Genomic DNA, 19922 nt, shown 5'->3' with positions numbered 1-19922 from the left:
TCCATGCTGTTCTGGACTGGCTTCGGGTTGGGTTTTGTGTGAGGTGGGGTGCGATCGCGCAGGCATTTTTGGCGGGTGGGGGCAAGGTTACGGGGGGTGTAACGGCTAGAGAATCAGGAAGTCGGGGCTTTGGGTGAGGCGGCCCAGACCCAGCACCTCCACCGTACCGCCAATGGGGTAGATGCGGACGCTGTCTTGGGAGAGCTCGAGCTTCTTTTACAAAAGCTGCTTGAGCTGCTGGAGCTGCCCTGGGGCCAGCCAGCACTCGAACACCGAAAGCTGTACCCGCTCGCCAAAGCTCTTGAGCACGTTGGCCACCTTGACCCGGCGGCCATCGTCGGGGATGTCGTAGGCAATGGTGTAGAAGCGTTCGTCGGGCATTTTTTACCTAATCTGCGCGTGAGTGACGCATGAAGCGCCACTCACTTGCCGCGCCAAATGGCGCTCGAGGGTTTTTTACAGCGCCTTCCGGTTCTGTTTTTCATAAAACCGGTTTTACCTCCAAAGGTAGAAGGGGGTGTAGGGTTCGCGGCCCAGGATGGCCGCCTTGAGGCGGGCCGCCTGGGTTTCGATGAGTTCCTGGTAGGGCTTGCGGAAGCCCTTGGGGTGCTGGGCCTCCTGGCTAAAGCGCTCCTCGAGCCGCCTAAGCAGCGCCTTGCGCCCGGCTTCGTTCAGATAAACCCCGCCGTTGCGGGCCTCGCTGTGCTGCTGGGGGGTTAGCTCGCTGCGTAAAAAGGCCGCAATTACCACCGCGTCCACCACCGAAACCCTAAACTCCTCCATCAGGTCGAAGGCCAGGGCGGGGACCCGGCGGCCCTCGGTGTGCAGCAGGCCCAGCTCGGGGTGCAGGCCAGCTATGCCCAGGGCCAGCAACACCCGGCCCAGCAACACCATGTAGCCATAGGAGAGCGCGGCATTCACGGCATCGGTGGGGGGGCGGCGGTTGCGCCCGGAAAAGCCGTAGGGCGCTAGTACCGCTTGCAGCCCGGCAAAGTAGGCGCGGGCGGCGTTGCCCTCGATACCGCGCAGGGCCTCGAGGCTCCGGGCCTGGGGCAGCGCCTCGAGGGCGGCCTCTATCTCGGCCTGCTGGGGTGTGATGGGGGCCTGGCGCGCGAGGCGCTCGAGCAGCATCTGCCCCGAACGCAGCTTGCCCAGCAAAAAGCCCTGCGCCAGCGGAAGGGGGTTTTGCTGTGCCAGAAGCTGGGCCCGCAGCACCTCGGGTGCGAGGCTTTGGGGCGCCTGGGCCTGCCCGTAAAGCTGGCCCTCCAAGGTGGCGTACAGCACCGGAACCCCCTGCCGCAACAGGAAGGCCAGGGCCGGGGTGGTCAGCCGCACATTCCCCCAGACCACCACCCCCCGCACCTTGCGGGCGGGCAGTTCGGCCAGGGTTTGCTCGTCGAGCTCCACCCGCAGGCGGCCCTGGGAGAGGCGCAGGGTGGAGGATTGCTCGGTGAGGTGGAGGGTCACGACAGGGGAATGGGCTCGAACCTGACCTCTGGCAAGCCTCCACTTTGAACAAGAGCCACCAACACTTCAGACAGGTTTTTGGCGTTGTCCTCTGTGGGAAGCGTAAAGCCGTGGGCAAAAACCGAGGCGTTACGGGTTTTAGTTAGTCCGAGCACCTTGTTTACATTGACGGCTAAAGCCGGCCCATCCCCTAAGGCCCGGAGCAAAAAGAAGGCGGTGATAAAGTCTACTGCGTTTTTTTCTATCAGCTTATCGTCTGATCCAGCCTTTGCAGCTTTGCGCTCAGCTTGGTACTTCTCCTGGAGATCTTCGATAGAGGTATGGTTTGCAGCGCACAATCCCGGAAAGTCTGGCTTCTCTGTGTCAAAACCCCTGAGCGCAAGGCGGTGTTGCAAGAACAGCTCGAGGGCGCGGTAGCGCAAGAGCACGGCTTCGGCTATACGGCCCGTCTTTAGTCTCTTTTCGGTCATAAAACCGAGGGCTGCCAGCACGCAAGCCACTTGTTGAGGGTCTGCCAGAGGCGCTATGCTCTTGTCTTTGGCAGAAAGTGCCTCGGTAAGCTGAACAACGACCTCGAGGGCTTCTTTTTGACGCTCGATGGTAGCTATATTTCTAGTAAGGAAACTTTGCCTATGTGCGGGTTTTTGTAGTAGCTCGAGCAGATCATTAAGCCTGTCTTTGGCCTGCTTGAACTGGGCGGCATCCAAAGATTCGTAAGCCTCCGATAACACCGCCTCGAGGCTATGCGCTCGCCCTTCACGATCTTTAGCTTGGTCAAAAAGCTGTTTTGCAAGCGAAAAATCACCTCGTTTGTAGGCATCTTTGGCGCGGTGGTATATCCAGTCGGGTATGACCTCACGGGGGTTCTCGAGGCGCTTCAAAAACTCTGTTCCTGCGACAGGACGGCGCAACTCATCGTCGTATTCTTCGTTGTCAACGTAGTAAACATGCGCCGTGCGCCCTTCCTCGGCCAGCGAGAAGGCAAACATCGCCAACCCAGCCACCATCGCCTTGGTGCCTCCAGTTGGGTCGAAGGCAATGGCCGCATCCGGGGGAAGTTCGTCTACCTTTTGCCGCACCTGTTTATAAATGTCTTCTGGGTCGCTGCGGCCAACCAGGAGGGTCTTGATGCGCTCCACCCCCCACCCCAATTCCCTCTCAATCCGCCCACAGAGCTTTTCGGTGTCTTTGGTATGCAACAAATACACTTTCTCTGCATCCAGCGCCCGAACCGAAAGAATGATCGGTTCCGCTGTTGTGCCAACTGTGTGAAAGGACGCGACATACTGCTGCTGGCCTCGATCGGTAAAACCCTCTTTTGTGAGGGGCCAGATTTGCGTATCGTACAGCTCTTTAGCTTTTTGGCTCTGAGGGGAAGACCCCGCTCGATTTGCACTCTCCTGCCTTATAAGGGTTTTATACTCCGCCCACAGTTCCCGTAAGCGCTCCTTGTTCTGATTCATCGGGCCTCCTTTCTTGTTGCAATGGGTCAAACATCCGCACCCGCCCAAACCCCAGGCTGGTCTTGGCCCCCACCCCGGCGTAAAAGGCAAAGCGCCCCAGGGCCTGGAGCCACTGGGCCTCGGTGGGGCTGGCTTTGGGCAGGTAGTAGACCACCCGGCCCACAAAGCCCACCCCCCGCTCGTCCTGGTTGGGGGCGATGTGGTGGGTGCGGCCCTGGAACTGGCCCACCAAAAGGCGTTCCCAGGCTTCCTGCACCTCCTGGGGCACCTTTACCGGAGCAAAGGCGTTCCAGCGCTGGGTGAGCGACTCGAAGACCAGCCGGGGCTCGGGCAGGGGGTAGCTGTGCCCCTTGCGGCGGAAAAAGGTGGGGCTGGCAAACTGAAGCCCCAGGCTGGCGGTGGCTTGGCCCTGGAAGAGCTTGGGATAGGTGCTCACGCCGGCCCAGGGGTGCGCTTCTTGCAGCACCGCGCGCACCTGGAAGGCCTCCTTGAGCCGCACGGTCTGGCCTGCCAGGCCAAACAGGTGGGGTGAGAGCCGGGCATACAGGCCCTCCTCCAAAAAAGCAATCCGCACCCACCACTGCCCCAGGGCTCCGCCCAGTCCCAGGCTGAAGGGGTTGTGCTGGGCCGCGTGCAGCTCGGGATCTATCTCCTTAAGCAGGCCATACACCAGGCCACGCCAACCGTCGGGGTCGGGGCGGGTGGGGCCCTCGAGGGGGAGTATCAGCGCTGCGAGTATCATGCCAGGTCGGTCTGGGCGAAGTCGTCGCCTACGTAGGCCAGGGGCATCCCCGCCACCTTAGCCACCGCGTAGCTCAGGCAGTCGCCAAAGTTGAGGGCCGCAGGGTGGCGGCCCTTGCCGCAGCGGCGGAAGGCCGAGAGGGCTTGGTGCGCATGGCTTGCCTCGAAAGGAACCACCCGGGCCTCGAGGCGCATCAGAAGTTCGTCCAGCAGGTACAGGTTGTCCGGCCCCAACCGACTGGTCAACACCATACCCACCTCGACCAGCGTGGGTGCCCCCACCACGCGCACCTCGGCCTCAAGAATGTGCTCGAGCGTCTCCCGATGCCCTGGCTCGGCAAAAATAAGCTGTACCAGAACCGAACTGTCCAGCACCATCAGTAGCCCTCCGGGCCAAAGCCCAGAATTTCCTCTTGTTCGGCCTTGGTAGGGGCTTTACCTAAGCTTTCGGGCGGCAGTTTGGCCCAGACCTCGCGCTCTAGAAATTCCAGCACGCTTTCCTTGCTGGGGCGCTGCGGGTACAAAAGCCGGGCCTTGCGTTCCAAAAGGGCCTTGCGGATGGCCTCGGTTTTGGTCTCGCCGGTCAGACGGGCCACTTCTTCGGCCAGGCGCTCGACTTCGGGGTTTTTGACGGTCAGGGCCATGGGTTCAGTGTAGCTTGAAAAAAGCTGGATTTCAGTAAGGCTCGAGCCTGGCAATAGCCCAACCCATGGGGAAGCCGTCCTTGGGGTTAGAGTGCCCGGCGGTTTTGCGGGTTTTGGGTTCTTGCCCCTCCTCGCCATCTAGAAGCAGAGCCAGTCGAATGGACATTCGGCCTGAGCCGAACCCGATGCGCAGGGGGAATGCCTGTGGGTCAGAGTTTAGGCGAGATTCTAGCTCTTGATAGATTTTCAGGCCCTGTGCCAGGGCATGTTTCTCGGCAAATTCCTTTTCCCTGGCCGCGACTTCCTGGTAGTACTCCTGGCACGCTTTGATCAGTGCCTGGGCCGAGATGGCGTGAGAAACGGTGTCGTTGTGGGTCTGTCGGGCCAGCCCAGTGTGAAGCCGCACCAGCGCTGCGAGCCGGGTCTTGCTGCGGAAGGTCTCGGCCAGCAACACCGTGCCATCCATCTTGCCCTCGGGATGAAACACCCCGATGCGGTTGAGCAGCAGATTCTTGCAGGGCTCACCGTCTCCCACACGCACCTGGCGGAAGGGGTCACGGTGCAGGTTAGGGCCACGGTCGGTGGCGTAGCCCAGCACCAGGGCCTCAAACTCCTGGGCAACCCGGGTGTTGATGCTTTTGGGAGGCTGGACGAGGGGCCATTCGTCTTTCGGGGGTTTCTTGCCCCATGTCCAGCGATCGTGATACCCGATATCCTGACCCCGTTTTAGGATTCGCTGGAACATCCAGGCCGTGCGCAAAGCCCCCTTGACGCTCGAGCCCGGCAGGTAGGCCCCCAGCGGGCTCCTGGGCAGGGTGCGGAACTCGAGGCCCGCGGCGTCGGTGGCACTCTTGACGGTGTTGATGAAGGCTGGGCTAGCCGCTACCCGCCGCAGAACAGCCGGGGTGAGGTCCAGCAGGCCGCTGCCCCAGAGCGATCGCAAGGTGTTCTGGGCCTGCTTGGGGCCTTGGGCCACGGCTTGCAGGTAGTTGTCCCTCTGCTTCTCGGAGAGCAACTCCAGCAGGCGGCCAGAATCCAGGATCAGTACCTCTTTCCTTGCCTCGTCCACCAAGTAGCTGTAGGCCGGGAAAGCCTCCCCGGTGCCCACGTGAACGGGGCCCAGGAGCTCGAGCTCGAGGCGGTAAGCCTCCATGAAACTCATATCCGCACCCCCAAGCAGAAGGGATAGAGATACTCCCACACCCGCACGCCCGCTTCCGGGGCCGGCGCTGGGGTCACGTCCAGCAGGCCACTTTTGGGCTTCTCCTTGAACACGCTTCCCTCCACCGCCCGCAGGTAGGGGCGCTTGAAGGGGGTCTCGGCCAGGGCGAAGTGCCCGCCCAGGCGGCCCCAGTAGGTCTCGAGGGCATAAAACCCCTCGCCCTGGGGCAAAGTGGGCGATAGGATGACGTAGTGGGTGGGGTTCTCGGCCTCGGGCAGCTCGAGTTCCTGGGTGTCTACTACCTCGAAGCGGCCCAGCCCCACGCTGGCCTTACCGCCGTAACCAAAGGTGCCCACCTCCCGCAGGGCTTGCTCCAAATAGTCGGCCTGCTGCCGAACCTGGGCGTAGACCGTCCAGGTCTGCTGTTGCGCTTTGTCGTTCAGCCAGTACACCCGGTCGGTGAAGAGGATGCCCTCCTGCGCGGTGCCGGTGGTGCGGTTGATGCCCACGCGGGTCTGGGAGGCCAAGGTGACCTTGGGGGCTTTTCCCTCTTTGAGTTCAGGTGCATCGCGTAGCGCTTGTTCGCCTTCCTGGATGACCCTGGCGAAGGTCTTTAGGCTCAGGTAGCGGATCTTCTTGAGGGCTTTGCGCGCCTGGGTGTCCTCCACCTGAAGCTGGGGGAGGTAGGGGCGGGGCAGGTAACCGGTGGGGAAGGCCGAGGAGAACAGGAAGGGCGGGTCGTGCTGGAAAGCCTCGAGCCACTCTTTCAGCTTTTCCTCTCCCTGGGTATAGCGCACCCACCAGGCCAGGTGGCCCCACAGGGTGGGAGCCCTGGGCGGGGCGGTGATGCTGGAGAGCTTTAGATGAAAGGCCCGAACCCTCATTTTTCCTCGACTTCGTAACGCAGCTCCACCTGCCCGTACCCCCGGCTGATGTAGCCGCCCAGCCCGTCGAGTTGCAGCAGCTCGAGGGCCTTCTTTACATACTCGAAGTTGCTCTGGTCGGTCTGGCCGCCGTCGCCGGTGTCCATCACCCGGTAGACCATCTCGAAGGCAAACTTGGCCCCGGCCGGTACACGCTCGGCGGTGCGGGGGTTGGCGTTGCCGCCAATGCGGGGGATAAACACCTCTTGCTTGACCTCGGTCAGGTAGCCGCCGCGGGCGGTCATGGCCTCGAGTCTTTCTTTAGATTCGCGCGTTAGGTAAGCATCGCGCACCAGGAGGCGGGTGGGACCGCGCTGTTGAGCTAGTTCTTTACTGCGACGGTCGTTGCCGGGAGCTACACCGAAAATGCGCCCGATGGGGCCATCCTCGTCCTTGTAAACATGGTACTGGTCGGACTCGGTGATGTACTTCCCGCCGAGGTGCCACTCTAGCAGATACCGCATCTTGCCCTTGAGCGAGGAGCCGGGGATGTAGGGTTCATCGGTCAGGGGATTGCGGATGACCGGGTTATCCACGTCCCCGATGGCCATCTGGTCTTTGCTCATGCCGATGCGTAGGCCGCTTCTAAGGTGAATGATGCCGTGGATGCGCTTGTAGCCGAGTAATTTCATTTAGTACCTCCTCCCCTGAGCAGGCCGCTCTGGACTACGGGGTGCAGCTTCGCCTCCGCGCTCTCCTTCCAGACCGTAGAAATAGGCTAATACTGCCTCCAAAAACAGCATGACCGCGGCGAAGTGCTTGGGGCTTCTCTTGGCATCTGATAGGAGTTCGTCCATCTTGCTCCGGAATAGAGGAAGTTTTTGCAGAGGGCCACCGTTCGAGCGCCCCCCATAGGCCAGCTTTGCCCTCAGTAACTCGATTTGGGAGGTGAGCCGGTTCCAGGCCAGCGCCTCATCACCCCCAGTCTCGCGCTTGTAACGGTCGAAGACGTCCTCGAGCCTGCGAAACTCGTGAAAGTAGTTGCGGAACTGGCTCGACTTGAGCTTATCCTGCCCCTGCCCTTCGTTTCGTAGATCTTGTGCCCAGCGTTTGGCATCCTCATCAAAGAGACCCTTCTTATAAATACCCTTCTCTTGGTTCTCAAAAAACTCCATACGCGCCTCCTATCGCTCCAGATACAACCCCCACTGCACCCAGACCGGCAGATATTGCCACGCAGCCTGGGTGTGGTCGGTAAGTTGCAGGTAGTGCTTGCGAATTTCCTCGTTCCGCTCGCGCAGGGCATAGGCCAAGAGCGGCTTGTAGCGCATCCGCCGGGCCTCGTCCTCATCCTGGTGTCCTCTCCACAGCCTGAGCAGGCGGTAGGCCAGGGCGCTGCTCAGGCCCGCTTTGCCCTCGGCCTCGAGGTGGCGGCGGAAGTCCCGCACCCAGGGGAGCAGGTTACGCAACTCGTCCCAGGGCACGCCCTGCCCGAACAGGTGCAGCCGGTTGCGGCCCGCATTTTTAGCTGCTTGCTCGGCTTCCTGCACCGCCTCCGCCAGCAGCGGGATGGGCAGGCTGGGGCTCACCAGCACAAAGCCACCGGAGAGGGTGAGGGCGGGGTGCTGGGTGAACTCCCGATACAGCGCCTGCAGATCCAGGGCGAACTCCAAAAGCACGTCCCAGGGCCCCAGCAAGAAGAGGTCGTCGCCCCCGGCATACACCGAGTAGATGAGGGGGTAGCGCGCTGCTTTTTCCCTGGCCTTCAGCTCGTCCCAGCCCAGGCGCTTGGCGTAGGTTTGGGGGTTTTTGATCAGCTCCAGCACCTCCCCGGCGAAGAAGAGCTCGAGCATCCGCGATAAGCTGGCGATGCGGCTGGGGCTGCTGCTGTCCTGCCCTTCTTCGTCTTTGAAGCCGGTGGCGAAGGCCTCGCCCATGCGGTCGGCGTCGAGCATCAGGGCCCCCAGGTACTTGGCCCCGGTGGAGAACTCGGCCAGCTCGGCCAGGGTAAGGGGGTCGTCGGCCTTGCGCCCTTCTTCTTCCTCTTCCCAGAGCCCCTGCTCCTTGGCCCAGGCCTGGTACTCGGCCAGATCGCGCCAGCGGCCCTGGCGCAAGGCATCCGCTAGGGTAGGGATATGCCCAGCCAGGAGGCGCACCTCCCAGGGGTGGGCCGCCGGGGTGAAGTCGGGCCGGGTGCGCAGGGTGTGGGCTGGGGAAGCCTCCAGCGCTACCTGCCAGGCCGGAAAGCGGTAGTGGGGCCTGGGGGCATCCTGAGGGAAGAAGCCGATCTCCGTACGCTTGGGAATGAGCCGGCCCATATGCCCATCGCGCTCACAGCCATGGCAAAGCTCGTCGGTGGCGGACTGAGCAGGCCGCACCCCGCAGGCCCTGCAGGGGCGCAGGCTGGTGCTGCCCGAGGTCAGGTAGGGCGTGGAAAGCTGGCTCGAGAGCGGCTTTAGTTTGGCCTCGACTAGCTTCTGGTGCGCTGCTTTCAGCACCTCACTAAAAGCCCGGAAGCCCCCCGGTGCAAAGGGATGGGCCGCCAGAAAGGGCAGTAAGGTGGCCCCTTGCTGCAAAGCCCATGCTTCCCAGCCCTGACGAACCGCATCCAGCGCCCGGTGCACGGCCTCGGTGTTGGGCAGGAGCAGGTAAAACTTGCCCCCTGCGCTCATGATGCGCTGCAGAGGGGTGAAGCCGGTGCGTTGCAGGAGCTCGAGGCCCAGGGCTTCGGCGGCCAGGGAGACCTCGAGGCTGCGCGCCCGCAGCCGCTTGGCCAGGCCGCCCACCCCGGTCTGCGCTCCCTGAATGCGGTAGATGTGGCCCTGGATGCCCCCCAGGTCACCCAAAACGAGCAGGAACTTCTCGGGAGTCTCGTCCCTGAGGGCTTCCACCGTGGCCTTGCCGTCGTGGTAGGCCCAGAGCGCCGCGGCGATGGCCCCGGTGAGGCGCAGGTGGTCGAAAAGCGATACGTCCGGCTCGCCCTGGGTGTCCGAGGGTACGTTCCACAGGAGCTCCTGGAAGATGCCCAGCAGGTTCATGAGCAGGGCTTCCGGGCCCAGGGAGTGCTTGGCCAGCTCGGTCAGGCGCCCGTCCAGCCGCTCGGCCAGGCGCCAGTAGGTGTCGCGGGAGACGTTGGGGCGGGCCTGGGGATAGGCCCCGCCCAGCTTCAAGCCCACTTCCCGCCCGGCTTCCACCATGCTGTAGCCGTGGTCGCGCTGGCCGTAGGTTTCCTGAACCCGCAAATTTGCAAAGACCGATTTCAACGGCGTATCGGGCGCACGGCTGCCCTTTTCGTCTACCTCGAGGCGCTCCCTCGAGGCGTAGGTATCGGCCAGGGCCACGCACCACCCTTCGGGGGTCTGGGGCTGGTACTGGGGCTTATTGCTCCAGCCCTCGTGGTGGCGGGCTGCGGTCTGGGCCAGCCAGTCGGGCTCGAGGCCCGCCTGCTCGAAGAGCCTCCGGTGCTGCCGAATGGCCCATTCGGTATAGGCCGGATGGCTCCAGTCCGAAACCCCTTCCGGCGCATGGCCCCAGTAGGCCCGCTGGTAGAGCTTGCCGAGGTCGTGCAGGAGGGCCGCCAAAGCGATGTTCGCTGGGTCTGACATACAGTGTCCACTTTTATACAGCATCCTTGCAACCCAACCGCTGCTATATAAACCAAGTGCGTTTTTTCGCAGGTCAGCACCCTCCCTGGCCTCGAGCCGTTCTTGACAAGGGGCGCCCCACCGACTAACCTAATCTTTGCGTCTGAGCAATCAGACCGCCCTTTTGCCGGGATGGTGGAACTGGTAGACACACTATCTTGAGGGGGTAGCGAGCGCAAGCTCATGCGGGTTCAAGTCCCGCTCCCGGCACCAGCCATACAAAGCAATTGCGGCCCAGTTTACAGGCTGCGCCGCTCTGCTTTGCCACCTCCGATTAAACCCTCAAGCAGCCACGAAACCCTCGAGCCGCGTAGTAGGAATCGGCCCCGTTGTGGTAAATGAACACGCGGTCGTAGCGCCGGTCGCCAAAGATGGCCCCACCCAGCTTGCGAATGGCCTCGGGGGTTTTGAGCCAGCTCGAGGTCTTGGTGTCAAACCGGCCCAGTTGCTGCAGGGCCTGGTACTGCTCCTCGGTCAAAAGCTCGATGCCCATGGCCGCGGCCATCTCCAGGGCTGAGCTGGCAGGCCTGTTCTGCTTTCTAGCCAGACGGGCAGCCTGGTCGTAGCAGAGGCTGCGGCGGCCTTTGGGGCTTTCGGGGGCGCAGTCGAAAAAAATAAAGGTGCCGGTCTGTGGGTCGCGGCCCACCACGTCCGGCTCACCGCCGGTGTTTTCCATTTCCAGAAGCGAGGCCAGCTTATCGGGCTGGGCCAGGAGGCGGGCCTCGAGGTCGGCCCAGCGCAGCCCTGGGTGGCGGTGCGGGTGTTGCTCGAAGCGGTTTTTGAGCAGCCTGAGCAAGTCGTCGCGCTGTTGGGGGGTCATGTCTATTAGTTTACAAGCAGACGTTACTGAACCTTGATCAGCTCGGCCAGTTGGGCATACAGGCGCTCTTCCTCGGGGCTGGGGTTGGTGGGGATGGTCACCCGCACCTCGGCGTACTGGTCGCCCCGGCTTTTGTCTTTGCGGGGCCAGCCCTTCCCGGCCAGGCGCAGCTTGCGTCCGGCCTGGGTTCGCCTGGGAATGGTGATTTCCACCGGGCCGTCGAGGGTTTGCACCCGCACCTTGCCCCCCACCACCGCAATGGGGGCCGGTACTTCCACCACGGTGTAAATGTCATCGCCTTCCAGGCGCATCTCCGGCCGGGACTGCAGCTTGACGTGCAGGTACAGGTCGCCCCCGGCGCGCCCCTTGCCGGCCAGGCGGATCTTCTGGCCCTCGCGCACCCCTGGTGGGATGCGCACCGTAAGGCGCTCGGCGCCAACGGAGATGGTTTTTTCTCCGCCGCGGTAGGCCTCCTCGAGGCTCAGGGGAAGCTCGGCCTCGAGGTCGCCCGCCACCCGGCGCGCACCCCGGCCTGGGGTCTGCTCGAACAGGTCACCCAGGCCGCCAAAACCACCCCGGCCGCCAAAAAGCTGTTGGAAAAAGTCGGAGAAATCGCCCACATTGCCGGTAAAACCCCCAAAACCACCCGGCCCCGGCGGGGGGCCCTGCCAGCCCGCGCTGCCCGCAGCCGCACCGTAGGTATCGTAGTAGCGGCGCTTTTCCGGGTCGGACAGCACCGTGTAGGCCTCGTTAATCTCTTTGAATTTCTCCTCGGCCCCCGGCTCTTTGTTCACGTCCGGGTGGTACTTACGGGCCAGCTTCTTGAAGGCCTTTTTGATTTCATCTTCGCTGGCGTTCTTAGGAACCCCAAGAATTTTGTAGTAGTCCTTGTAGGCCATATTCATCCCCGCAAGTTAGACGTAAGGCTCGAGGCCGAGGGCCGAACGCCGGAGGCTAGTTGCTCTCGGCGCTCGGTTTTGGGCCTTCGGCCTCTTCCGGTTTAGCGCCGCTGCCAACCACCACCCGCGCCGGCCGCACCAGCAGGTCGCCGTACTTGAAGCCCTGCTGGTAGACGTGCATGACCTTGCCCTCCTCGCCCTCCACGGCCCCGATGGCCTCGTGGTAGCGCGGGTCGAACTCGGCCCCCACCCCCGGCACGGCCTCTACCCCCAGGCTCTTGAGGCTGCGGGTGAAGTTTTCCAGCACGCTTCTAACGCCCGGAATCAGATCTTCGGGCTTCACGCTGGCAAAGCCCAACGCCCGCTCGAGGTCGTCCAGGGTGCCCAGCAGGGCCCGCACCGCATCGAATTTGCCGTTGCGCTGGGCGGCCTCGAGCTCCTGCACCATGCGCTTTTTGTAGTTTTCAAAGTCGGCGTACAGGCGCAGGAATTTGTTTTTGGAGGCCTCGAGCTCCGCTTTCAAAAACTCCACCTCACCCTTGAGGCGCTCCACTTCAGGCAGATCGTTCTGGGCCTCTGGGGTCTCAACCACCGGTTCGTTATTCTCCATACATCGCACCTCTGTGGGCCAAAGTGGGGCGTGGGGCGCGGCCTAGGCCAGGCTTCCCCACACCCCATCGCTGGCGGCTTAGTCGGCGGGTTTGTAATCGGCGTCGATCACGTCGTCGGACTTGGGGGTGCTGCTCTGGGCCTGGCTGCCCGCAGCCGCCCCCTGCTCGTAGGCCTGCAGGGCCGCGAGCAGCTCCTCGGTGGCCTGGCGCAGGTCGGCGTCGGAGCCGTCGGTGTCCACCAGGGTCTTGGCCCGGCTGATGGCGGCCTCGAGGCGGCTCTTGGCCTCGGCGGTGCTCTCCTTCTCCCCCATCACCCGCTCCGCCTGAATGCGCGCGGCATCGAGGTTGTTCTTGAGATCGGCGTGCTCTTTACGCTTGCGGTCGGCCTCGGCGTTGGCCTCGGCTTCCTTGATCATGCGCTCGATCTCCTGCTCGGAGAGGGTGGTGGTGTTCTGGATGGTAATGGAGGCTTCCTTGCCGGTGGATTTCTCCTTGGCGGTCGCATGCAGGATGCCGTTGGCGTCGATGTCGAAGGTCACCTCGATCTGGGGCACGCCGGCCGGCATGGGCGGGATGCCATCGAGACGGAAGCGGCCCAGGCTCTTGTTGTCGGCGGCCATGGGGCGCTCACCCTGCAGCACGTGGATCTCCACCGAGGGCTGGTTGTGCTCGGCGGTGGTGAAGATCTCCGACTTGCGGGTCGGTACGGTGGTGTTGCGCGGAATCAGCACCGTGAACACCCCACCCTTGGTCTCCACCCCCAGCGAGAGCGGGGTCACGTCCAGCAACACCACGTCCTCCACCTGCCCGGTCAGCACACCGGCCTGCACCGCCGCCCCCAGGGCCACCACCTCGTCGGGGTTGACGCTGCGGTTGGGCTCTTTGCCCAGCATCTCCTTCACAATCTGCTGCACCGCCGGCACACGGGTAGAACCACCTACCAGCAGCACCTCGTCAATCTGGCTGGCGCTCAGGCCGGCATCGCGCAGGGCCTGTTCTACCGGGCCGCGGATCTTCTTCAGCAGGGGCTGGATCAGCTCCTCGAACTTGGCCCGGGTGAGCTTGCGCTCGAGGTGCAGGGGGGTCTTGGAGATCGGGTCGAGGCCGATGAAGGGCAGGCTGATGGTGGTCTCGGTAACCGCCGAAAGCTCGATCTTGGCCTTCTCAGCGGCTTCAATCAGGCGCTGCAGGGCCTGCCGGTCGGCCTTCAAGTCCACCCCGCCCGACTCCTTCTTGAACTCCTCGGCCAGCCAGTTCACGATGGCGTGGTCGAAGTCGGAGCCGCCCAGGTGGGTATCCCCCGCGGTGGCCTTGACCTCAAAGACGCCGTCGCCGATCTCCAGCACCGTCACGTCGAAGGTACCCCCGCCCAGGTCGAAGACCAGCACGGTCTCGTGGCCTTTTTTGTCCAGGCCATAGGCCAGGGCCGCCGCGGTGGGCTCGTTGACGATGCGCAGCACCTCGAGGCCGGCAATCCTACCGGCGTTGGCGGTGGCCTCGCGCTGGGCGTTATTGAAGTAGGCTGGTACGGTAATCACCGCCTTGGTGATCTTCTCCCCCAGCTTTTTGGAGGCGTCGTCCACCAGCTTGCGCAGGATCATGGCCGAAATCTCTTCGGGGGTGTAGAGCTTGCCGGCGATATCCACCCGCACCCCGCCATCGGGGCCCTTGACCACCTTATAGGGCACCCGCTTGACCTCGTCCTGCACCTCTTCCCACCGGCGCCCGATGAAGCGCTTGATCTCGAAGACGGTGCCCTCGGGGTTAAGCACGGCCTGACGGCGGGCCACCCGGCCCACCAGTTGGTCGCTCCCCTTATAAGCCACCACGCTGGGGGTGGTGCGCTCGCCCTCGGCGTTCTCGAGCACCACCGGGCTGCCACCTTCCATGATGGCGATAACGCTGTTGGTCGTTCCTAAGTCAATTCCTACGGCTTTTGCCATACATCCTCCGCTGGCCGCACTAAGCACGGCTCACTGAGCCATATGATACCAGTTATTATTGATATAGTCAATAGAGTTGAGTCTAGTATTATCAAGTTTGAACCCCGCTCCAGCCGCGTACCGATGTATAGCGCACACCCTCAACCTGTGCGCGGCAGATGGCTCCGTAGCGGCAAGCAGCACCGCTCGGCTGGGGGCCCGAAAAGCGATAAACAGCCCTTATCCCAACACGGTTCTTTTGACTACCTTTATACCTGTAAATCGGTGTAGGCTAAAAAAACAATGAACCGCCTGCCGTTCAACTTATGGTTTATCCTGCTGGCAGCTATCCTGATTGCCTGGGCTTTCAGCCTTACCTCGCATCAGCAGCCCGCCAACCAGGTTGCCTATACCACTTTTCTTAACGAAATTGACCAGGGCCGGGTGGCCAAAATTACGGTTGATGGACGGCAGCTCAACGTCACCCGCCGCGAGGACGGCGATCAATACGTCACCTTTGCGCCGGGCCCCATAGACACCAGCACCATCCGCGAGTGGGGCGACAAAAAAATCCAGGTGGATATTGCCGCACCCAGACGAGAAAATCCCTTGCTGGGATTCCTGATCCCTTTGCTGCTAATCGGTTTGCTGATCGGGGTTTTCTTCTTTTTCTCGCGCAACCGGGGCCCATCGGGCGACAACGCCTTTAGCTTCACCAAAAGCCGGGCCAAGGTGCTGACCGAGGCGCCCAAAACCAGCTTCAAAGACGTGGCCGGCTGCGAAGAGGCCAAAGAGGAGCTCAAAGAGATCGTGGAGTTCCTCAAAGCCCCGGCCCGCTTTCACGAGATGGGGGCCCGCATTCCCAAGGGGGTGCTGCTGGTCGGGCCGCCCGGCTCGGGCAAAACCCATATCGCGCGGGCGGTGGCCGGTGAGGCCAAGGTGCCCTTTATCGCCGCCTCGGGCTCCGACTTCGTGGAGATGTTCGTGGGGGTGGGGGCCGCCCGGGTGCGCGACCTGTTCGAGACCGCCAAGCGCCACGCACCCTGCATCATCTTCATCGATGAAATTGACGCGGTGGGCCGCCGGCGCGGGGGCGGCGTGGGCGGCGGCAACGACGAGCGCGAGCAGACCCTCAACCAACTGCTGGTGGAGCTCGACGGCTTTGAGAAAGAAACCAGCATCATCATTATGGCAGCCACCAACCGCCCGGACGTGCTCGACCCCGCGCTGCTGCGGCCGGGCCGCTTCGACCGCCAGGTGGCCATTGATGCCCCCGATGTGAAGGGGCGTGAGCAAATCCTCAAGATTCACGCCAAGGGCAAGCCCCTGGCCGAAGATGTGGATCTATCTTTGCTGGCCAGGCGCACCCCCGGCTTTGTGGGAGCCGATCTGGAAAACCTCCTCAACGAGGCAGCCCTGCTGGCCGCCCGCGATGGCCGCAAAAAAATCACCATGAAAGACCTGGAAGAAGCCGCCGACCGGGTGATGATGGGCCCCGCCAAAAAGAGCATGGTGATCACGCCGAAAGACCGCGAGGTCACCGCCTACCACGAGGCCGGGCACGCGCTGGCCGCGCACTTCCTCGAGCACGCCGACAAGGTGCACAAGGTGACCATCGTCCCGCGGGGACGGGCCATGGGCTTCATGATGCCCAGCCGCCAGGACACCCTGCACTGGAGCAAAAAGCGCCTGACCGACCAGATCGCCGTGGCCCTGGCGGGCCGGGTGGCCGAGGAACTCATTTTCGACGACGTGACCACCGGGGCCGAGAACGACTTCCGCCAGGCCACCGACCTGGCCCGCCGCATGATTACCGAGTGGGGGATGCACCCCGACTTTGGCATGGTGGCCTACCAGGTGCGCGAGGACACCTACCTGGGTGGCTACGACACCCGGCAGTACTCCGAGGACACCGCCCGGCGCATTGACGAGGCCGTGCAAAAGCTGTTGCAGGAGCAGCACGACCGGGTGCTGGGCCTGCTCACCGAAAAGAGGGAGGTGCTCGAGCGGGTCGCGCAGACGCTTCTGGAGCGTGAGACCCTGAACGCCGAAGAGTTTGTGCGGGTGGTGGAAGGCGAGAAGCTGGAGCGCCTCGAGCCCACCAGCGAAACCCCCAAGGACAAAGAGGAAAAGGAGCCCCCACGGGTTGTCCCCAAGGTCAAACCCAACCTGGGCGGGGCCTGAGGTTTTTGGGTAAGCTGTCGGCGTGCGCGCTTACTGGGATCACCCCTACGAAAGCCAGTTCGAGGCCCAGGTGGTGCGGGCCTGGAGCGAGGGCGGCAAGCACTTTGCCGTGCTGGATCAGACCCTTTTCTACCCCACCTCGGGCGGTCAGGCCTGTGATACCGGCCACCTGGGTGGGGTTGCGGTGCTGGAGGTGCTCGAGGACGCCAAGGCCACCGGCCCGGTGATCCACCGGCTGGAAAGCCCCCTTTTGGAGGGGCAGCGTGTGGTGGGCCAGCTCGACTGGGCCCGGCGCTACCGGCATATGCAACGCCACACCGCCGAGCACATGCTGGGCCAGGCCTTTTTGCGGGCCGCAGGCTGGAACGTGGTGGCTGTGAATATGAGCAACCCGGTCTGCACCATGGACTTCGACGGCCCACCCGACGAAGCGGTGATCCGCCAGGCCGAGGCCCTGGCCAACTGGGCGGTGTACGCCAACACAGCGGTGCGTACCTATTTCATAAACGACGCGGAGGCCCCAGCCCACGGCCTGCGCCGCGCCCCCAAGGTGGCCGGGCTTATCCGGGTGGTGGAGATTGAAGGCTGGGACAGGGTGGCCTGCGGCGGCCTGCACGTGGCCCGCACCGGCGAGGCTGGCCCCATCAAAATAACCCGCTTCGAGCGTTACAAAGGCGGCACGCGCGTCTACTTCATGGCCGGCTGGGAGGCCCTCGAGCTCTTTGAGCAGGAGCACCGCCTGCTGGCCCGCCTGGGGGAGTGGTTTAGCTCGAGCCCCCTCGAGGTCGAAAAACCCATCGGCAACCTGCGCGAGGAGTGGCGCAGGGCGCGGGCCGAAAACGCCGCCCTCAAGGACGAGCTGGCCGAGCGCATTATGCGCGACCTGCTGACCGAGTTCCCCACACAGACCATGGCCGCCCAGGTGCCCCACAGCGTGCTGGACATGGTGGGCAAGCGCCTGGCCGAGTGGCCGGGGGTGCTGGCCCTGCTGGTAGCCCAGGCCGAGGACAAAGCCCGCTATGTCCTGCTCAAACACCCCAGCCGCAGCGAAGACCTGCAAGCCATCTGGGAGGAGGTGCTCAAGCCGCTGGGGGCCCGGGGCGGAGGGGCGCTGGTCAAGCTGGGGGTTATGCCCCTGAAATCACTCCACCCGGCTTTGTTAGCCTTTCAGCGATACCTGGCCCAGGAGCGCTAAAACCCAAACCGACTACGGCTCGAGGCGCACCCTAGGCATGACCCGCTGGAGCGGCTCGGGCAACCACCAGTTCCACCGGCCCGCCAGCACCAGCACCGCCGGCACCAGCACCAGCCGCACCAGGGTGGCATCCAGGAGCACCGCCAGCGCCAGTCCCAGACCAATGGTCTTGTTGGCCACCACCTGCCCCACCACAAAGGCCGAGAAGACGATCACCATAATCAGGGCGGCGCTGCCAATTACCCCGGCGGTGCGCTCGAGGGCGTAGCGCACGGCCTGGGGGGTGTCCAGCCCGGCCAGGTGGGCCTCCTGCACGCGGGAGAGCAAAAAGATCTCGTAGTCCATGGAAAGCCCAAAAATCACCGCAAACATCAGGATCGGGAGCGAGCTGTCGATGCCCCCCACATCGGTGGGCGCACCCACCAGCCTCGCTGCAAACCCCTCCTGAAACACCAGGGTAATGAGGCCATAGGCCGCCCCCACCGTCAGGGTGTTCATCAGGATGGACTTGAGGGGGATGACCAGGCTGCGAAAGGCCACCGCCAGCAAAAGGAAGGTGGCCACAAAAACCGTCCCGATGGCAGCGGGCATGGCCCCCACCAGGGCCTGGGTAAACTCCATCGAACCCACCGGCGCGCCGCCCAGCAGCACCCGCTGGAACCCAGCCTGCTGCGCTTCCTGTTTGAGGCGGGCATACCAATCGGGGATGCTAGGGGCGTGAACAGCGTCGCGGGGAATGACCGTAAGACGCAGGTAGCGGCGGTCTTGGCTGATGTACTGGTTGGTGAGGCCCACCAGCTCAGCAAACCCGCCCTGGCCTTCCAGGCGGCCCGCCAGGAAGGGCGAGACCACCAGCCGCACCTCCGGCCAGGCCGAAAGACGCTGCTCGAGCGCCCGCCAGCGGGCCCGGTTCTGAGGGGTAAAGCCCTCCTCGCCCAGGTCGAGCAGCACCTCGAAGGCGTCCAGCGCCCCCCCGAGCTCGAGCTGTCGGATGAGCTCCAGGCCCTTGCGTGACTCCACATGGGGGCCCAGTCCAAACGCGCCGGTGTAGCCCAGCTTCATCTGGGTGGCCGGCCAGGCCAGCGCCAGAAGCAGCCCCATCACCCCAAACGACCACATCCAGGGGCGCTGCATCACCACGCTAGCCCACCGACCCCAGAAGGGGCTGGCCTTCCCGCTGCTGGTGGGTTTGAAGGCCCAGCGGCGTGGCGCGTTAACCCGCTCGCCCAGCAAGGCCAGAAGGGCCGGGAGCAGGGTGATGGAAACCAGCACCGTCAGGGTAATGGCCATCACCCCGCCCACCCCCATCGAACGGATAAAGGTCAGATCGGGCACCAGCATGGCCCCCATGGCAATGGCCACCACCAGCCCGCTAAAGGCCACCGTGCGGCCGGCGGTCTGGGTGGTGATGGCGGCCGCCGCCTGCGCCGGGCGGCCCGCGGCCAGTTCCTCACGGAAGCGATTGACCATCAGCAAGGCGTAATCGATGCCCGCGCCCAGCGAGAGCATGGTAATCACCGAAAGCGCAAAACTGCTCACCTCGCCCCAAAGCGTCAGGAAAAACAAGCAGGCCAGGCCGGTGGTGATGGCCACCACCCCCACCAAAAGGGGCAGGCCGGTCGCCACCAGGGCGCCAAAGGCCAGGAGCAGCACCAGCCCGGTTAAGGGCAGGGCCATCAGTTCGCTGCGCTTGACATCGGCCTCCAGCAGGTGCAAAAAGTCCTTGGTAACGGCGGTGGCCCCGGTGACATAAAAGCGAATTTCGGGTGTCTGGGCAGCCCTGGCTTCCCGTCTCAAAGCCTCGATCACGGCCTCGCCGTTCTCCAGGCGCGTGTCCAGCAGGGTGGCGGTTATTTTGCCATCCTGGCTTTGCTGCTGGAGCGGGCTGGGCGCGTCGTAGCGGTGAATCCGCAGCACCCCCTCCAGGGTCTGCATCCGGGCCATCAGTTGGTTGTAGGTCTGGCGAAAGCGGGGGTCGTGCTCAGGTAGGCTGGATTCACTGACCAGCACCGTACGGTCGACCGGAGGTAGACCAAAGGCCTCGGTCAAGATCTGCAAAACCTTCTGGGCTTCGCTGTTTTTTACAGCGCTGGCGTTGGCGGCCAGGTTTTGCGGGGCCAGCCGGGCAGCCGGTATGGCCAACAGCACCAGCAACAGCCACACCAGAACGATCTGTACAGGATAGCGGGCAACCAGGCGGGCCAGGGGGGCAAGCATACGAAAACTCACTCAAGATGAGCCTTCTTTCACACGAAGACAAGGATGGGTGCTGCAATTGACCAAGCCCGCGCTTGCTCCAGCGCCCCT

The 19922-nt window shown here is 63.5% G+C and carries 18 protein-coding genes and 1 tRNA gene; 3 read left to right on the top strand and 16 right to left on the bottom strand.

Annotated features, from left to right (window positions below; genetic code table 11):
* Positions 1–216: 216 nt before the first annotated feature.
* The 11 genes from cas2 to cas10 form a co-directional block, all read right to left on the bottom strand.
* The gene (gene cas2 / locus MRUB_RS16305; protein WP_013012524.1) at positions 217–381 is read right to left on the bottom strand and encodes a CRISPR-associated endonuclease Cas2; all 165 of its coding nucleotides are present in this window, start codon (positions 379–381) and stop codon (positions 217–219) included.
* Positions 382–495: 114 nt separating this feature from the next.
* Positions 496–1467: a CRISPR-associated endonuclease Cas1 gene (cas1, locus tag MRUB_RS01125; RefSeq protein WP_013012523.1), complete on the bottom strand. Its 972-nt coding sequence runs from the start codon at positions 1465–1467 to the stop codon at positions 496–498.
* Positions 1464–2930 carry a TIGR02710 family CRISPR-associated CARF protein gene (locus tag MRUB_RS01120; RefSeq protein ID WP_013012522.1) on the bottom strand — a complete coding sequence of 489 codons (1467 nt, stop codon included), beginning with the start codon at positions 2928–2930 and terminating at the stop codon, positions 1464–1466. The genes cas1 and MRUB_RS01120 overlap by 4 nt, the downstream gene beginning before the upstream one ends.
* Positions 2884–3672: a CRISPR-associated endoribonuclease Cas6 gene (gene cas6, locus MRUB_RS01115; protein ID WP_013012521.1), complete on the bottom strand. Its 789-nt coding sequence runs from the start codon at positions 3670–3672 to the stop codon at positions 2884–2886. Before cas6 ends, MRUB_RS01120 begins: the two co-directional genes overlap by 47 nt.
* The gene (locus MRUB_RS01110; RefSeq protein WP_013012520.1) at positions 3669–4049 is read right to left on the bottom strand and encodes a type II toxin-antitoxin system VapC family toxin; all 381 of its coding nucleotides are present in this window, start codon (positions 4047–4049) and stop codon (positions 3669–3671) included. The genes cas6 and MRUB_RS01110 overlap by 4 nt, the downstream gene beginning before the upstream one ends.
* Positions 4049–4315, bottom strand: coding sequence for a type II toxin-antitoxin system VapB family antitoxin (locus tag MRUB_RS01105; RefSeq protein ID WP_013012519.1), 267 nt, complete (start codon positions 4313–4315; stop codon positions 4049–4051). The genes MRUB_RS01110 and MRUB_RS01105 overlap by 1 nt, the downstream gene beginning before the upstream one ends.
* A 31-nt stretch (positions 4316–4346) precedes the next feature.
* Positions 4347–5477 carry a type III-A CRISPR-associated RAMP protein Csm5 gene (csm5, locus tag MRUB_RS01100; protein WP_013012518.1) on the bottom strand — a complete coding sequence of 377 codons (1131 nt, stop codon included), beginning with the start codon at positions 5475–5477 and terminating at the stop codon, positions 4347–4349.
* Positions 5474–6361, bottom strand: coding sequence for a type III-A CRISPR-associated RAMP protein Csm4 (gene csm4, locus MRUB_RS01095; protein WP_013012517.1), 888 nt, complete (start codon positions 6359–6361; stop codon positions 5474–5476). Before csm4 ends, csm5 begins: the two co-directional genes overlap by 4 nt.
* Positions 6358–7032, bottom strand: a complete 675-nt coding sequence (gene csm3 / locus MRUB_RS01090; protein WP_013012516.1) for a type III-A CRISPR-associated RAMP protein Csm3 — start codon at positions 7030–7032, stop codon at positions 6358–6360. Before csm3 ends, csm4 begins: the two co-directional genes overlap by 4 nt.
* Positions 7033–7515 (bottom strand): type III-A CRISPR-associated protein Csm2, encoded by a 483-nt coding sequence (csm2, locus tag MRUB_RS01085; protein WP_013012515.1) that lies wholly within the window; start codon positions 7513–7515, stop codon positions 7033–7035.
* A gap of 9 nt (positions 7516–7524) precedes the next feature.
* Positions 7525–9945, bottom strand: a complete 2421-nt coding sequence (gene cas10 / locus MRUB_RS01080; protein WP_013012514.1) for a type III-A CRISPR-associated protein Cas10/Csm1 — start codon at positions 9943–9945, stop codon at positions 7525–7527.
* 165 nt (positions 9946–10110) lie between these two features.
* Between cas10 and MRUB_RS01075 the strand changes: the two genes are divergently transcribed.
* Positions 10111–10197, top strand: a tRNA-Leu gene (locus MRUB_RS01075).
* Positions 10198–10258: 61 nt separating this feature from the next.
* Here MRUB_RS01075 and MRUB_RS01070 read toward each other — a convergent pair.
* The 4 genes from MRUB_RS01070 to dnaK all read right to left on the bottom strand — a co-directional run bounded on the left by MRUB_RS01070 (position 10259) and on the right by dnaK (position 14257).
* Positions 10259–10804 (bottom strand): DUF4256 domain-containing protein, encoded by a 546-nt coding sequence (locus tag MRUB_RS01070; protein ID WP_013012513.1) that lies wholly within the window; start codon positions 10802–10804, stop codon positions 10259–10261.
* A 23-nt stretch (positions 10805–10827) separates the two neighbouring features.
* Entirely contained in the window at positions 10828–11703 is an 876-nt protein-coding gene (locus MRUB_RS01065; RefSeq protein ID WP_013012512.1) for a DnaJ C-terminal domain-containing protein, read from the bottom strand.
* Positions 11704–11758: 55 nt separating this feature from the next.
* Positions 11759–12313 carry a nucleotide exchange factor GrpE gene (locus MRUB_RS01060; protein ID WP_013012511.1) on the bottom strand — a complete coding sequence of 185 codons (555 nt, stop codon included), beginning with the start codon at positions 12311–12313 and terminating at the stop codon, positions 11759–11761.
* A 78-nt stretch (positions 12314–12391) separates the two neighbouring features.
* Entirely contained in the window at positions 12392–14257 is a 1866-nt protein-coding gene (dnaK, locus tag MRUB_RS01055; RefSeq protein ID WP_013012510.1) for a molecular chaperone DnaK, read from the bottom strand.
* A gap of 282 nt (positions 14258–14539) precedes the next feature.
* Between dnaK and ftsH the strand changes: the two genes are divergently transcribed.
* A complete protein-coding gene (gene ftsH, locus MRUB_RS01050) occupies positions 14540–16420 on the top strand; it encodes an ATP-dependent zinc metalloprotease FtsH (RefSeq protein ID WP_013012509.1) in 1881 nt (626 codons plus the stop codon).
* Between the two features lie 22 nt (positions 16421–16442).
* On the top strand, positions 16443–17615 hold the full coding sequence (locus tag MRUB_RS01045; RefSeq protein ID WP_013012508.1) for an alanyl-tRNA editing protein: 1173 nt from the start codon (positions 16443–16445) through the stop codon (positions 17613–17615).
* A gap of 12 nt (positions 17616–17627) precedes the next feature.
* Here MRUB_RS01045 and MRUB_RS01040 read toward each other — a convergent pair whose 3' ends face one another.
* Positions 17628–19832 carry an MMPL family transporter gene (locus MRUB_RS01040; protein WP_013012507.1) on the bottom strand — a complete coding sequence of 735 codons (2205 nt, stop codon included), beginning with the start codon at positions 19830–19832 and terminating at the stop codon, positions 17628–17630.
* Between the last annotated feature and the right edge of the window lie 90 nt (positions 19833–19922).

This window comes from Meiothermus ruber DSM 1279, from assembly GCF_000024425.1.
GTDB lineage: Bacteria > Deinococcota > Deinococci > Deinococcales > Thermaceae > Meiothermus > Meiothermus ruber.
The sequence above is the reverse complement of the archived record's forward strand: the minus strand, read 5'-3'. Positions and strand labels throughout refer to the sequence as shown.

Bases quoted from the DNA above. Each gene is read 5' to 3' on its own strand.
- cas2 (WP_013012524.1), bottom strand. From the start codon at position 381: ATGCCCGACGAACGCTTCTACACCATTGCCTACGACATCCCCGACGAT.
- MRUB_RS01120 (WP_013012522.1), bottom strand. From the start codon at position 2,930: ATGAATCAGAACAAGGAGCGCTTACGGGAACTGTGGGCGGAGTATAAA.
- cas6 (WP_013012521.1), bottom strand. From the start codon at position 3,672: ATGATACTCGCAGCGCTGATACTCCCCCTCGAGGGCCCCACCCGCCCC.
- MRUB_RS01110 (WP_013012520.1), bottom strand. From the start codon at position 4,049: ATGGTGCTGGACAGTTCGGTTCTGGTACAGCTTATTTTTGCCGAGCCA.
- MRUB_RS01105 (WP_013012519.1), bottom strand. From the start codon at position 4,315: ATGGCCCTGACCGTCAAAAACCCCGAAGTCGAGCGCCTGGCCGAAGAA.
- csm5 (WP_013012518.1), bottom strand. From the start codon at position 5,477: ATGAGTTTCATGGAGGCTTACCGCCTCGAGCTCGAGCTCCTGGGCCCC.
- csm4 (WP_013012517.1), bottom strand. From the start codon at position 6,361: ATGAGGGTTCGGGCCTTTCATCTAAAGCTCTCCAGCATCACCGCCCCG.
- csm3 (WP_013012516.1), bottom strand. From the start codon at position 7,032: ATGAAATTACTCGGCTACAAGCGCATCCACGGCATCATTCACCTTAGA.
- csm2 (WP_013012515.1), bottom strand. From the start codon at position 7,515: ATGGAGTTTTTTGAGAACCAAGAGAAGGGTATTTATAAGAAGGGTCTC.
- cas10 (WP_013012514.1), bottom strand. From the start codon at position 9,945: ATGTCAGACCCAGCGAACATCGCTTTGGCGGCCCTCCTGCACGACCTC.
- MRUB_RS01070 (WP_013012513.1), bottom strand. From the start codon at position 10,804: ATGACCCCCCAACAGCGCGACGACTTGCTCAGGCTGCTCAAAAACCGC.
- MRUB_RS01065 (WP_013012512.1), bottom strand. From the start codon at position 11,703: ATGGCCTACAAGGACTACTACAAAATTCTTGGGGTTCCTAAGAACGCC.
- MRUB_RS01060 (WP_013012511.1), bottom strand. From the start codon at position 12,313: ATGGAGAATAACGAACCGGTGGTTGAGACCCCAGAGGCCCAGAACGAT.
- dnaK (WP_013012510.1), bottom strand. From the start codon at position 14,257: ATGGCAAAAGCCGTAGGAATTGACTTAGGAACGACCAACAGCGTTATC.
- ftsH (WP_013012509.1), top strand. From the start codon at position 14,540: ATGAACCGCCTGCCGTTCAACTTATGGTTTATCCTGCTGGCAGCTATC.
- MRUB_RS01040 (WP_013012507.1), bottom strand. From the start codon at position 19,832: ATGCTTGCCCCCCTGGCCCGCCTGGTTGCCCGCTATCCTGTACAGATC.